This window comes from Bacillus sp. 11B20, from assembly GCF_056098985.1.
On record NZ_JBLZWZ010000007.1, the window covers coordinates 308448 to 321570 of the forward strand.

Below are 13123 nucleotides of genomic sequence, written 5' to 3' on the forward strand. Positions count from 1 at the left end.
ATTTGAAAAGTGAAATGAATGTAGTATCTGTTTAGTCTATAGTAGATTTTTTTTCGATCAAAATCCAGATGCTATACTATGGCTAAACCAATATAACAATGAAGATTCAGACAGGAGAGCTCGATGTGGTATTCATCATAGGTATTGTAATCGCTTATATTGTTGCTATTTTAGGCTTTACTGTTTTCGTAGATGTAGGGAATGGGTTGGGGACGGCTCTCAGCATCATCGGGGGAATGGTCATTTTATTCATAGTTAGTAGATTACAAAGACAAAAAGAAAAGAATGATCCAAACATATTATTAGATAAAATGATGATGCTTTTTCAAGAAGACGGCTTTCAGGCTTCAACATACATCTTTTCACAAAATGTGGATAAAGGTTTTGTTTTGATTGATGATGTGCGAAAGGTCATGCGCTTTATTACACATCAACCTGGCGGCTTATTTCGAAAATTCAGGTTTGAAGTCACTGAGCTTTCCTTGAAAGAGTTGAAACAAGTTGACATGTTAGAAGATGGTGTACAGATTGAACAATCTACTGAGAGTGATAATAATGAAGAGATCTCGACACTTGAATTGAGATTAACTATGAATGATCAGGAATCATCAACGATCACGCTCACCTTTCTAAAATTTGATGTGCCTGTTCGTAAGAGCACTGCCGAATATTTGACTGAACGAGAAAATCTGGAGGAGATTTATCATGAAATTGATTCAATGATGAAATCTGCGGATTAAAGAAGAAATCACAGTTTGAGGTGGTTTCTTTTTTTATGTCAATCAAGTCAAAGCTGGTCCAGTCATTGCGGTTGAATGTTTTTCTCAAAAATGAATAAAGATAGACTAGATAAGAAACGAACATTGATATCGAAATGACTCATGTGATGAGGAGGAAACATACATGCAAAAGCTTTGCAGGGAAGTCTGGATCGAGGTCAATCTTGACGCGATTAAAAGAAATATCGAAGCCATTCAAGCGCATATTCCAAAGAAAAGTAAGATCATGGCTGTCGTAAAGGCGAATGCATATGGGCACGGTTCCGTGGAGGTTGCGCGGCAGGCATTAGAAAGCGGTGCGACAGAGCTTGCAGTTGCCAGCTTGGAAGAAGGCATTGTATTGCGGAGAGCAAAAATTGAAGCACCGATTCTCGTCCTTGGATTTACCCCGCTCGACTGTGTGAAAAGGGCTGCAACCTGGAGAATTGACCTCTCCGGCCTTCGTGAAGACTGGATTGTTCAAGCAAATGAGATTTTAGCAGAAGAAGAAAGTCTGCCCCGGCTTGGGATTCATGTCAATGTCGATACGGGGATGGGACGATTAGGTGTACGGACAAAGGAAGAGCTGTTAGAGGTGGTGAGGGCGCTTGAAGAGAGTGAAAACCTGAGATGGGATGGAATATTTACGCATTTTTCCACTGCGGATGAGCCTGACCCTGATTTCACACTGCTTCAGCACAGCATTTTTATTGATTTTCTTCGTTTCTTAAAAAAACAAGGCATTACATTGCCCACGGTACATATGAACAATACAGCAGCTGCCATCGCGTTTCCTGAATTTAGTGCAGATATGATTAGGCTCGGCATCGGGCTATATGGACTGTACCCCTCGCAATACATTGAGAGTTTAGACGCTGTTAAGCTAGAGCCCGCTCTCAGTTTAAAAGCAAGGATTGCGTTCGTGAAGGAAATGGTGACTAAGCCAAGGACCGTCAGCTATGGGGCAACCTATGTAGCAAAACCTGATGAAGTTATTGCGACCATACCAATCGGATATGCAGATGGGTACTCACGAGCCTTATCAAATCGAGGATTTATGCTTTTCCGCGGAAAACGAATGCCGATTGCTGGCCGAGTCACAATGGATATGACGATGATCAGTTTAGGAGAAATGAAAGCAAAACAAGGCGAGGAAGTCGTTATTTACGGTCGTCAAAAGGGCGGAGAAATTTCTGTCGATGAAATTGCTGAAATGCTCAATACGATCAACTACGAAGTTGTCGCCACTTTAAGCCGCCGCGTTCCTAGGTTTTATCGTCGGGGCGGGAAGATTATTAAAATATCGACGCCGGTGATGTATGTGTGAGGATTTCATCATAAAAATTGATTAATAATAACCTTTAATGATAAAAAAAGTAAAAATAAGGATGGTAAAAGGAGGGAATGTCATGAACTGGAGGAAGAAAAAATGAAAAAAAGATTTTTACTATTTATCTTGGTACTTCTTTTAATAAGTACCATTAATCCATTCAAAGCGAATGCAGCTGAAAATTCAACTGGATGGACGAAACGAGCTGATTTACCAGAAGAACGTATTAATGCTAGTGTGGGAGTTGTTGATGGAAAGATTTATGTGTTTGGTGGAGCAAGTGAAAAAAATAAATTAAACAACCAAACTTTTATGTATGACCCTAAGAAAGATGTGTGGGAAGAGAAAGCAAGTATGCCAAGATATAGAACAGGTGGAACATATGCTACTGTAGGTAAAAAAATCTATTTAATAGGCGGGATTAACGAAGATACTAAAGTATCCTATAATACGATTGATATTTATGATGCAGAACTTGATCAGTGGGCTGAAGAACCGATTCAAATTCCAAGAGATCATGTTTTTTCAACTTATAGCAAGGGAACTTTGTACGCAGTTGCAGTGAAAGAGAATATATATATTGTCTCTTCAAAAAACTCTTATAAAAATAATGTCTATCAATTCAATACTGCCACTGGTGAATGGAAGAGTTTGGACTCATCGGCTTTACCACCTCGAAATGGGAGAGCCATTTCTGCAATTGACGGCAAAATATATGTTGCAGGTGGAGAAAATTCTATTGGGCATAGTAGAGAAAGATCTTTGTTCCAGTATGATATTTCAACAGATAAATGGAGTAAATTAAAAGATAGTGACTTAACTTCATATGTATTTGAACCAGCCTACGAAACATATAATGAGAAATTCTTCGTTATTGGTGGACAGCGGACTGGTGATCGTTCAAGTGAAATGCTGAATAAAGTTCAAATTTTCAATCCGAAAGATGGTCAATTTAAAAATTCAGCGTATGATTTACCAGAAGGTAGAGTATCAGCTGTCGCAGCAATTGTTGATGACCAATTGTATGTCATTGGCGGACGTAACTACTCATATTATATGGGAAATTTTTCTGCAAAAAGTGATTACAAATCAGTGATTTCTATTCCATTAAGTGACTTGCAAATAACTGAAGATGAAGCAAAGCCAGATGAAGATGCAACAGAAGAACCGAAAGATCAAGACGGAACAAAACCTGGTGATGGATCCACGGAAGAACCAAAAGATCAAGACGGAACAAAACCTGGTGATGGATCCACGGAAGAACCGAAAGATCAAGACGGAACAAAACCTGGTGATGGATCCACGGAAGAACCGAAAGATCAAGACGGAACAAAACCTGGTGATGGATCCACGGAAGAACCAAAAGATCAGGATGGAACAAAACCTGGAGAAGAAACTGCGAAAGGTATACTTTCTATAACCATGATCAATGGACTGCAAAAGGAATATCTGCTCTCAATGAAAGAAATCAACGATTTTCTTAACTGGTACAAAGAAAGAAGCTTTGGAATTGGTATGAACTTCTATGAAATCAATGATGAACACAATAAAGGTCCTTTCACAAGTAAGAAGGATTACGTTGTGTACCAAAATATCTTAATGTTTGATATCAAGCAATACTGATATTCAAAAACGATAGAGCTGCTGATAATAGATCAGCAGCTCTTATATTTGTAAAATTGTTAAAATTAGGATCAATGTCATGAAAAAATATGATATCTATTAAAAAATCTGCTAAACATCCTATAACCACTTCCGATAATAGAAGTGTCAGGGTTGATAAGCCCTAGAATAAAGGACTTTTTTCAGACAAGGACGTCTGTCAGGTCCCACATACATGGAGGTAATAGGAAATGAGAATTAACCACAATATCGCAGCACTTAACACATTAAACCGTTTATCTGCAAACAACGGTGCAAGCCAAAAGAACATGGAGAAACTTTCTTCTGGTCTTAAAATCAACCGTGCAGGAGATGACGCAGCAGGTCTTGCAATCTCTGAAAAAATGCGTGGACAAATCCGAGGATTAGAAATGGCTTCAAAAAACGCACAGGACGGTATCTCTCTTATCCAAACAGCTGAAGGTGCATTGACTGAAACTCATTCAATCCTTCAACGTGTACGTGAGCTTGTAGTTCAAGCTGGAAACACTGGGACACAAGATAAAGGTACGGATCTTACTTCTATTCAAGATGAGATTAAAGCTCTACAAGAAGAAATAGATGGTATCTCAAATCGTACAGAGTTTAACGGAAAAAAATTGTTAGATGGTACGTTTAAAGATACTGGTGATCCTGCAACTACAAAAAGTTTGACTTTCCAAATTGGTGCTAATGCAACTCAACAAATTGGTGTTAATATCGAGGACATGGGTGCGGATGCAATTGGTGCAAAAAATGCTGGAGTAATTGTTACTGGTCAAAGTGTTAAAGACATTGATGTGACTAAATTTGCAGATGTAGCTGCTACTGCTGCTGGTGGTTTTGATGAGCAATTAAACATTGTTGATTCTGCAATCAACCAAGTATCTGCTCAACGTGCTAAACTTGGTGCGGTCCAAAACCGTCTAGAGCACACAATCAATAACCTTGGTGCATCTTCTGAAAACTTAACAGCTGCTGAGTCTCGTATCCGTGACGTTGACATGGCGAAAGAAATGAGTGAGTTCACAAAGAACAACATTCTTTCTCAAGCGTCTCAAGCAATGCTTGCACAAGCGAACCAACAGCCACAAAACGTACTTCAATTACTACGTTAATGAAGAGCCCCTTAATGGGGCTTTTTTAAATTGATTTAGATATAAAAAGATTTTAAATTCATATTAAAATTAAGATGAAAGTTTGATAAAAACTAAACTTTCTTTAGAACGGACCGATATTTTAAATATCAGGGTTGATAAGCCCTAGAATAAAGGACTTTTTTCAGACAAGGACGTCTGTCAGGTCCCACATACATGGAGGTAATAGGAAATGAGAATTAACCACAATATCGCAGCACTTAACACATTAAACCGTTTATCAGCAAACAACGGTGCAAGCCAAAAGAACATGGAGAAACTTTCTTCTGGTCTTAAAATCAACCGTGCAGGAGATGACGCAGCAGGTCTTGCAATCTCTGAAAAAATGCGTGGACAAATCCGTGGATTAGAAATGGCTTCAAAAAACGCCCAAGACGGTATCTCTCTTATCCAAACAGCTGAAGGTGCATTGACTGAAACTCACTCCATCCTTCAACGTGTACGTGAACTAGTCGTTCAAGCTGGAAATACTGGTACACAGCAAGGTGAAGACTTAACTGCAATTAAAGACGAAATGGATGCTTTAATTGAAGAGATTGATGGTATTTCTGATCGCACAGAATTCAATGGTAAGAAACTTTTAAATGGTGCTTTTAAAGCTTCTACCCCACCAGTAAATACTGACCCATCTTTAGTTTTCCAAATTGGAGCTAATGCAACCCAACAAATTAAAGTGAACATCCAAGATATGGGTGCAGATGCATTGGGTGTTGATAATGGAACTGGTGGTATCGTTGCAAACCAATCAATTAAAGATTTAGATGTAACAGCCTTTGCAACTAATGCAGCAGATGCAACAGATGTTGGATTTGATACTCAACTAAAAATTGTTGATTCAGCTATCAATCAAGTTTCATCTCAACGTGCTAAACTTGGTGCGGTCCAAAACCGTCTAGAGCACACAATCAATAACCTTGGTGCATCTTCTGAAAACTTAACAGCTGCTGAGTCTCGTATCCGTGACGTTGACATGGCGAAAGAAATGAGTGAGTTCACAAAGAACAACATTCTTTCTCAAGCGTCTCAAGCAATGCTTGCACAAGCGAACCAACAGCCGCAAAACGTACTTCAATTATTACGTTAATAAAAAGCCCCATTATGGGGCTTTTTTTGTTTTTCTAAATTATTCATGAAGGCAATTATATCTTGGAATCATTCGATGTGTAGTCGTACTTTAGTTACAGCGTTAAAAATAATAAAATTTCTAACTGGATCCCCCAATTGGTGGTGTAGAGTTAAATCATGAACTAAGGCTTATAAATTTGTTAATAAATTTATGAAAAATGCTAAACTTCCTATAAAATAATCCGATAAAAGAATTGTTAGAGTATATAAACTCTAGAAAAAGGACTTTTTTCAGACAAGGACGTCTGTCAGGTCCCACATACATGGAGGTAATAGGAAATGAGAATTAACCACAATATCGCAGCACTTAACACTTTAAACCGTTTGTCTGCAAACAACGGTGCAAGCCAAAAGAACATGGAGAAACTTTCTTCTGGTCTTAAAATCAACCGTGCAGGAGATGACGCAGCAGGTCTTGCAATCTCTGAAAAAATGCGTGGACAAATCCGCGGATTAGAAATGGCTTCAAAAAACGCACAGGACGGTATCTCTCTTATCCAAACAGCTGAAGGTGCATTGACTGAAACTCATTCAATCCTTCAACGTGTACGTGAACTAGTCGTACAAGCTGGAAACACTGGGACACAGGATAAAGCTACTGATCTTACATCTATTCAAGACGAGATTAAAGCTCTACAAGAAGAAGTAGATGGTATCTCAAATCGTACAGAGTTTAACGGTAAAAAATTGTTAGATGGTACATTTAAGAACACTGGTACTCCTGCAACTACAACAAGTTTGATCTTCCAAATTGGTGCTAATGCAACTCAACAAATTGGAGTAAACATTGAAAGTATGGCTGCAAGTGCATTAGGAATTAAAGAAGCTGATGGTTCTATTGCAGCTCTTCATTCCGTGAAAGATATCGATGTTACAAAGTTTGCTGATAATGCTTCAACTGCAGCTGATGTAGGTTTTGATGCGCAATTAAAGATTGTTGATGAAGCTATCAACCAAGTATCTGCTCAACGTGGTAAACTTGGTGCAGTCCAAAACCGTCTAGAGCACACAATCAACAACCTTGGTGCTTCTGGTGAAAACCTAACAGCTGCTGAGTCTCGTATCCGTGACGTTGACATGGCGAAAGAAATGAGTGAGTTCACAAAGAACAACATTCTTTCTCAAGCGTCTCAAGCAATGCTTGCACAAGCAAACCAACAGCCACAAAACGTACTTCAATTACTACGTTAATGAAAAGCCCCTTTATGGGGCTTTTTTTTATGTCTTGTTCTTCGAATTTCTCTTTTTATGATTCTTAAGTCATTTTTGTAAAATGTGAAAAAAGTCCTCAAATTAAAGTATTCTCTAGCGAAACGATCATAACGAATAAGTCTTTTTCCTTATTTGATCCTTTTTTGTTAAACATTCTCTATTATGGTTCGATAAAGGGAATGTAAGGCTTACAAAAAAATCTGTTTTAGAACTTTTGGACATGGATGTCTAATTGGTTCAAACACATGGAGGTAATAGGAAATGAGAATTAACCACAATATCGCAGCACTTAACACTCTGAACCGTTTGTCTGCAAACAATGGAGCAGGGCAAAAGAACATGGAGAAACTTTCTTCTGGTCTTAAAATCAACCGTGCAGGAGATGACGCTGCAGGTCTAGCAATTTCTGAAAAAATGCGTGGACAAATCCGCGGTTTAGAAATGGCATCTAAAAACGCACAGGACGGTATCTCTCTTATCCAAACAGCTGAAGGTGCATTGACTGAAACTCACTCAATCCTTCAACGTGTTCGTGAACTAGTTATTCAAGCTGGAAACACTGGTACACAAGACAAAGATACGGATCTTCAATCTATTCAAGATGAGATTCAAGCATTACAAGAAGAAGTAGATGGTATCTCAAATCGTACAGAGTTTAACGGTAAAAAATTGTTAGATGGTACGTTTAAAGCAGGAGAGGATGCAGCAGCTCCAGATCCAGATGATCCAGATGCAACTCCAACTCCAGCTACTGGTAATGCTTTAGTATTCCAAATCGGTGCTAACGCAACTCAACAAATTTCAGTTAATATTGAAAAAATGAGTACTGATGCATTAGGAGTTAAAACTGATGGGGAAATTGTAGAAAATCAAGCTGTTAAAGACATCGATGTAAGAAAATTTGCTGACAATGATGCAAAAGCAGAAGATGTTGGTTTTGATACTCAACTAAAAATTGTTGATGCAGCTATCAACCAAGTATCTGCTCAACGTGCTAAACTTGGTGCAGTTCAAAACCGTCTAGAGCACACAATCAACAACCTTGGTGCTTCTGCTGAAAACTTAACAGCTGCTGAGTCTCGTATCCGTGACGTTGACATGGCGAAAGAAATGAGTGAGTTCACAAAGAACAACATTCTTTCTCAAGCATCTCAAGCAATGTTAGCACAAGCAAACCAACAGCCACAAAACGTACTTCAATTATTACGTTAATGAAAAAGCCCCAATAAAGGGGCTTTTTTTAGTTCAATCAAATGACAGCAAGTGCTCTAGACGAAAGTCAGGAACCGCTTCATGGAAAAAAGCTCGGTTGCCTTCATCGTTCTTTTGATCCCATTGCTTCCACCATTCGGCGGTTTCTCCTGAGGTGTCAGCTTGAATCATGTCGTGCAGCTGTTCTAAGTTGATGATTTCTCTCGGTTCTGTTAAGAAAGAATGCATTCGGTGATACACCTCAAGACGTTCAGGCTGTTTTGTGACAATGGCGTATTGTACGTAGCGATTTAAAAATTCCTGTAGGAACGTCAAGTGGGGTATGGTTGTTTCTCCTTTTAACTCGACACCGTCCCAAACCATATCAGCAATTGCACAAAGCCACCAGCCAAGATCACTCGCTTGCTGCATTTGTTGTAATGTGTCCTTTTCAAAAGACAGCCGCTCATTGTTTTGTGCTTGTTTGAGCATACGGTCAAGTGTTTGTGCTTCAAGAGCTGCTTTGGTCATACCCTGACCATGAATGGGATCTAACGTACATAAGGCATCGCCCATCACCAATAATCCACTTGGCCAATCCTGCATATGTTCATAGTGATGTCTTACGCAAGAAGGAACTCTAAATCCTTTTGGTTTTGTAAAGGGCGTTAAATGGGTGATGGCTTCTGTTATCGCGGGATCGCTCAGAGCAGCGGTTTCTGAATCAAACTGATCAGCATCCGTTGTTGGATAATGTGAACCGCCGGCTGCAGAAAGAAGCACAGCTACTAAATCATGATCTACCCGTTCAAACAGTCCTGTTGGGATTTGCTTGTCTGGTTGGCCAACTACAACCATTGATTGCAGGGGTGGCGCACCTGATGGTATTTGATAGTATCTTGTGCTGTAGCCTAGAAACACACTTAACTCATCAGTCTGTGGTAAGGTGAGTCCAGCGTCTTTCAGCCATTTTGGCAATTTAGACATTCTTCCAGACGTATCAATTACTAAGTCCGCTTTCATTTCATGAATGCTGCCAGGTTTTACTTGCCGGTCCTTCACGATAAGCCCCATGACTTGATTAGTTCCCTTTTTAAACTGAAGGGAGATGGCTTCATGTTTTTCTAAAAACTGCACGCGTTCCTCTGTTACCATTCTTTGCATCAATACCCACTCTAGCATTGCGCGTCTTGTGACGGCGGTTTCTTCTCTATCAGTGAGCGTTAATTCGCCATCTTTTGTAATAAATCGAGAGGTTTGATGCATCGTATTAAATCCGCCCATTGCCAGTAACTCTTTTGTATAACCAGGAAATAGCCGTTCAACGATTTGCTTGCCAAGTGGCAGCAATCTATGTGGATGAAAGGCTTGAGGAGTGCCGAGACGATTCTCAGGAGAGTCCGGCAGTTCATCCTTTTCAATAATCAATACTTGATGATAAAACGTTGATAAAACTTTTGCAGCGAGCATCCCGGTGATACCTCCGCCAATGACGATTGCCCGCTCATATTTCATGGGTTGTGTCAAAACATGCGCCTCCATTGAATACACAAAATGGTTACATGACCATTTCATCATATGTTGATTCATTAATTATAGCAAATTTCCGCTTGAATATAGAAAGGAAACGTACTTCTTTTTACTCGTAAATATGAAGAATTTCTTCAATCATTATTATTATTTTTAAAAAGTAACTATTAATTTAAGAAGAACGACCGATAAACTATATAAGGGGGTAGAGAAATTGGATATACTACAGAGTATTGTGACAGCAGCACCTTATATGATGCAGATTTTAAAAAACGAAGTGACGATGGGTGTCATTGATCGAGAGAAATTCTTGCTGTATTTGCCATCGAAAGATGTGGATTTTCAAATTCGTGCTGGAGAACTTATTAAACCAGATGATTTAAATATGAAAAAAGCGCTTAGAGGTGAGACATCAAGTATGTTTGTGCCTGAATCGGTTTACGGAATACCGTTAAATGCAATGGGGCTGCCAATTTTTGATGAAAATCAACAAGTGATCGGCGCACTCGCTTTAGGTTTTCCGCTTAAAAATCAATTAGAGCTTGAAGCATATATGGAGTCATTAAATGACATCATTCATAGTATTCAAGAAAAGGTGCATGTGGTGGCGGCGCATTCAGAGGAGCTTTCTGCGACAAGTGAGGAAATGACCTTACAAACGCAGCAAACACTTGAAAGCTCGAAAAAAACATCCGATATTACAAAGATGATTAAAGGGATTTCGAAACAAACGAGTTTGCTAGGATTGAATGCGTCAATCGAAGCAGCCAGGGCAGGAAAAGAAGGGGCTGGTTTTAGTGTTGTAGCCAGTGAGGTTCAAAAGCTTTCAAGTGAAACTTCACGTGCAACAGAAAATATCGAAAGCTCATTGCAAGGAATTTCCTCCAATATACATACATTACTTGAGAGTATGGGACATATGAAAGGTTCATCAGCAGAGCAGGCTTTACTTGTAACAGAGTTTAGTGAAATTGTGGAACGACTGACGAGCGTAAGTAAAGAAATGAAAGAATTTATGCAGCATCTGATGTCTACGTAAAAAACGAATCCAAGAGGGATTCGTTTTTTTAATACGCTATTTTCTTTTGTTCCGATCAAAGCGATAATCGTATGTTTCACCCTTTACCACATTTAAAAATTCATGCCCGATTTGAACAAGCTGTCCATTTTTCCATTTGATGAGGGGGTCTTTATCAGGGTATTTCCAGTAAATCGTTTTCTTTCGGTGGGTGAGTTTGTTTTCAATTTCTGCTCTAACTGCGTTCTCCTTTAGTTTCCCTCCGCTATGTCGATAGGTGTTGATGATATATGTTCCGTCTGGTGATGTCATCGAGCGGATAAAGGTTCCGTGAGATACGCCTTGAAGAGAAAAGCATTTCCAGTAAATGATGCCAGCGAAGCTAAGGAATAAGATGACAAGGGTGATGGTGGTTTTCTTTTTTAACATGAATTCCTCCAGATGTAGATCACAATATTTCTAATTTATGAGAGAGAATGCAAAAAGATTCATATAGTCCAAAAGTTCTATTCATTTCAATTATCGGTCATTTTTTCTCAAAATTCAACAGATAGCCGTAAATATAAGGAAAATTTAAGGATGTTTCATGTCGATAGGTCATTCGAAATCCCTTTACAAAAGAATTTAAGATCAGTAGACTTATGCTCATATAGAGAAATGGGGAAGATGGAATGACGCAAATCATTGATACATATCAAAGTTATGAAGAGCTTTCCGCTCATGAAAGAGAAGGAATCGATTATCAAATTCTTCACGAGCGGAAAGGTGACCAGCTTTTGGTTTTATCTCCTCATGCCGGAGGAATTGAATCTGGCGTGAGTGAGCTCATTCATGAAATCGCAAGTGATCAGTCTATGTATTTATTTGAAGGCCTTAAAGTGAAAGGCAATCATGTGCTTCACATTACAAGCACACGTTTCGATGAGCCGGTCTGCCTTTCTCTAGTGCATACCCATCATTACACGTTTGCGCTCCATGGCTACGGGGAAACGGAGATGCTTCAAACATTAGTGGGCGGGACAGACAGAGAAAGAGCGGCGGAAACAGTGAAACGTTTAACGCTTAATGGCTTCCAAGCAGTGCTGCTATCTGAATCTGATCGTTATTCTGGAACACATCCTCACAATATTAATAATCAATGTCTGACGGGAAAAAGTGTACAACTTGAAATCAGTCAGGCGCAAAGAAGAGCATTCTTTCAAGATTTCAGACGGCGCTATCGCCGTGAAACGCAAAATGAGCAATTTTATCGGTACACAAATGTACTCAAGCAAGTATTAAACCTGTATGAGTAAACGCCTGGTCTCCTATGCAGAGAGGCTTACGTTTGATAAACAGCTTCTTTTTCCGCGACCTTTTCGGCTTTCATTAAATAAGATGTAAACTCTTGTTGAAAGCGAATGCCTGCTTTCCGTTGTTCGAATAAGGCCAGCCGCTTTTCAGCGAAAGCCCAGGTGACGTGAAATGTTTGCGCAATCTGCAAAATGGCTTGCTGCCGAAGGTTTGGAAGCTTCATTTGCATCAGCATAAAGGTCGGTACACAAAAGTGATACATGAATTGTTTAGCCTGAAACTCTTGCAGTTCTCGAAAGAGTTTGTGCATCTTGAAATGATTGCCTGCATGCTTCAGCACATGACAAAGCTCGTGGGCAAAATCCTGCCATTGTTCCTCTGACGATAGAGATCTGTTTAATATAATACTGTAAAGACCTTGATGTTTGATCATCATGCTGCCAGTATCCTCATAGTGGACCCATACATGAAATTCAGAAGCGATCCTTTGCATGTCTCTATAAGCAGGACCGCTTATTTGTAGTTTGGCATATAACCGTTTAATCTCTTCTTCTAAATGGGTTAAAAATCCAGTCATTTAAAAACCTCCAAGCAAACGTATGTTCTGTTTTTGGCGTAAAAGAAAAGTCCATATAGGACTAAATAGCTAATTGAGCTATTGCTTACTTTTATTATCGGCTTATTTTTAACAATTTTAACATAAAATCAAGGAAAAATGGAATTAATTCCTGTTTTTTTCTTCATTTTTACGTTTTCCACTACTAAAATGAGTGATTGAATTCAAATTTTACCATAGTCTTATCACTAAAACAAACTCATGTTGTCTTACGAACGCCACCAATTGATGAGAAAGATCAATTCAATCTAG

The 13123-nt window shown here is 39.1% G+C and carries 12 protein-coding genes; 9 read left to right on the forward strand and 3 right to left on the reverse strand.

The window, feature by feature from the left end:
- Window positions 1–98: 98 nt before the first annotated feature.
- The 7 genes from ACN6NB_RS05805 to hag (ACN6NB_RS05835) all read left to right on the forward strand — a co-directional run bounded on the left by ACN6NB_RS05805 (window position 99) and on the right by hag (ACN6NB_RS05835) (window position 8435).
- Window positions 99–740, forward strand: coding sequence for a hypothetical protein (locus tag ACN6NB_RS05805; RefSeq protein ID WP_474253270.1), 642 nt, complete (start codon window positions 99–101; stop codon window positions 738–740).
- A gap of 163 nt (window positions 741–903) precedes the next feature.
- Window positions 904–2085, forward strand: a complete 1182-nt coding sequence (gene alr / locus ACN6NB_RS05810) for an alanine racemase (protein WP_039177916.1) — start codon at window positions 904–906, stop codon at window positions 2083–2085.
- A 102-nt stretch (window positions 2086–2187) separates the two neighbouring features.
- On the forward strand, window positions 2188–3711 hold the full coding sequence (locus ACN6NB_RS05815; protein ID WP_474253271.1) for a Kelch repeat-containing protein: 1524 nt from the start codon (window positions 2188–2190) through the stop codon (window positions 3709–3711).
- A gap of 230 nt (window positions 3712–3941) precedes the next feature.
- Window positions 3942–4847 (forward strand): flagellin Hag, encoded by a 906-nt coding sequence (gene hag, locus ACN6NB_RS05820; RefSeq protein ID WP_144491142.1) that lies wholly within the window; start codon window positions 3942–3944, stop codon window positions 4845–4847.
- 211 nt (window positions 4848–5058) lie between these two features.
- On the forward strand, window positions 5059–5970 hold the full coding sequence (gene hag / locus ACN6NB_RS05825; protein WP_133743921.1) for a flagellin Hag: 912 nt from the start codon (window positions 5059–5061) through the stop codon (window positions 5968–5970).
- A 320-nt stretch (window positions 5971–6290) separates the two neighbouring features.
- Window positions 6291–7202 carry a flagellin Hag gene (gene hag, locus ACN6NB_RS05830; RefSeq protein WP_144490645.1) on the forward strand — a complete coding sequence of 304 codons (912 nt, stop codon included), beginning with the start codon at window positions 6291–6293 and terminating at the stop codon, window positions 7200–7202.
- Window positions 7203–7484: 282 nt separating this feature from the next.
- Window positions 7485–8435 carry a flagellin Hag gene (gene hag / locus ACN6NB_RS05835; RefSeq protein WP_107163522.1) on the forward strand — a complete coding sequence of 317 codons (951 nt, stop codon included), beginning with the start codon at window positions 7485–7487 and terminating at the stop codon, window positions 8433–8435.
- A gap of 33 nt (window positions 8436–8468) precedes the next feature.
- Here the strand turns inward: hag (ACN6NB_RS05835) and ACN6NB_RS05840 are convergent, their stop codons facing one another.
- Window positions 8469–9941, reverse strand: a complete 1473-nt coding sequence (locus tag ACN6NB_RS05840) for an NAD(P)/FAD-dependent oxidoreductase (RefSeq protein ID WP_144491143.1) — start codon at window positions 9939–9941, stop codon at window positions 8469–8471.
- Window positions 9942–10158: 217 nt separating this feature from the next.
- Between ACN6NB_RS05840 and ACN6NB_RS05845 the strand changes: the two genes are divergently transcribed.
- Window positions 10159–10983 carry a methyl-accepting chemotaxis protein gene (locus tag ACN6NB_RS05845; protein ID WP_099663179.1) on the forward strand — a complete coding sequence of 275 codons (825 nt, stop codon included), beginning with the start codon at window positions 10159–10161 and terminating at the stop codon, window positions 10981–10983.
- 36 nt (window positions 10984–11019) lie between these two features.
- Here ACN6NB_RS05845 and ACN6NB_RS05850 read toward each other — a convergent pair whose 3' ends face one another.
- Complete coding sequence (locus ACN6NB_RS05850; RefSeq protein ID WP_039177928.1) at window positions 11020–11391, reverse strand: DUF5412 domain-containing protein; 372 nt, start codon at window positions 11389–11391, stop codon at window positions 11020–11022.
- A gap of 242 nt (window positions 11392–11633) precedes the next feature.
- On the opposite strand from ACN6NB_RS05850, the gene ACN6NB_RS05855 reads away from it, so the two are divergent.
- On the forward strand, window positions 11634–12257 hold the full coding sequence (locus ACN6NB_RS05855; RefSeq protein WP_059376833.1) for a poly-gamma-glutamate hydrolase family protein: 624 nt from the start codon (window positions 11634–11636) through the stop codon (window positions 12255–12257).
- A gap of 26 nt (window positions 12258–12283) precedes the next feature.
- On the opposite strand, the gene ACN6NB_RS05860 is transcribed toward ACN6NB_RS05855, so the two are convergent.
- Entirely contained in the window at window positions 12284–12832 is a 549-nt protein-coding gene (locus tag ACN6NB_RS05860; RefSeq protein WP_039177931.1) for an ImmA/IrrE family metallo-endopeptidase, read from the reverse strand.
- Between the last annotated feature and the right edge of the window lie 291 nt (window positions 12833–13123).

What these genes read in the sequence shown, in the direction of transcription:
- ACN6NB_RS05805 (WP_474253270.1), top strand. Translation starts at nt 99, where the DNA reads ATGAAGATTCAGACAGGAGAGCTCGATGTGGTATTCATCATAGGTATT.
- hag (WP_107163522.1), top strand. Translation starts at nt 7,485, where the DNA reads ATGAGAATTAACCACAATATCGCAGCACTTAACACTCTGAACCGTTTG.
- hag (WP_144491142.1), top strand. Translation starts at nt 3,942, where the DNA reads ATGAGAATTAACCACAATATCGCAGCACTTAACACATTAAACCGTTTA.
- ACN6NB_RS05815 (WP_474253271.1), top strand. Translation starts at nt 2,188, where the DNA reads ATGAAAAAAAGATTTTTACTATTTATCTTGGTACTTCTTTTAATAAGT.
- hag (WP_133743921.1), top strand. Translation starts at nt 5,059, where the DNA reads ATGAGAATTAACCACAATATCGCAGCACTTAACACATTAAACCGTTTA.
- ACN6NB_RS05850 (WP_039177928.1), bottom strand. Translation starts at nt 11,391, where the DNA reads ATGTTAAAAAAGAAAACCACCATCACCCTTGTCATCTTATTCCTTAGC.
- alr (WP_039177916.1), top strand. Translation starts at nt 904, where the DNA reads ATGCAAAAGCTTTGCAGGGAAGTCTGGATCGAGGTCAATCTTGACGCG.
- hag (WP_144490645.1), top strand. Translation starts at nt 6,291, where the DNA reads ATGAGAATTAACCACAATATCGCAGCACTTAACACTTTAAACCGTTTG.
- ACN6NB_RS05855 (WP_059376833.1), top strand. Translation starts at nt 11,634, where the DNA reads ATGACGCAAATCATTGATACATATCAAAGTTATGAAGAGCTTTCCGCT.
- ACN6NB_RS05860 (WP_039177931.1), bottom strand. Translation starts at nt 12,832, where the DNA reads ATGACTGGATTTTTAACCCATTTAGAAGAAGAGATTAAACGGTTATAT.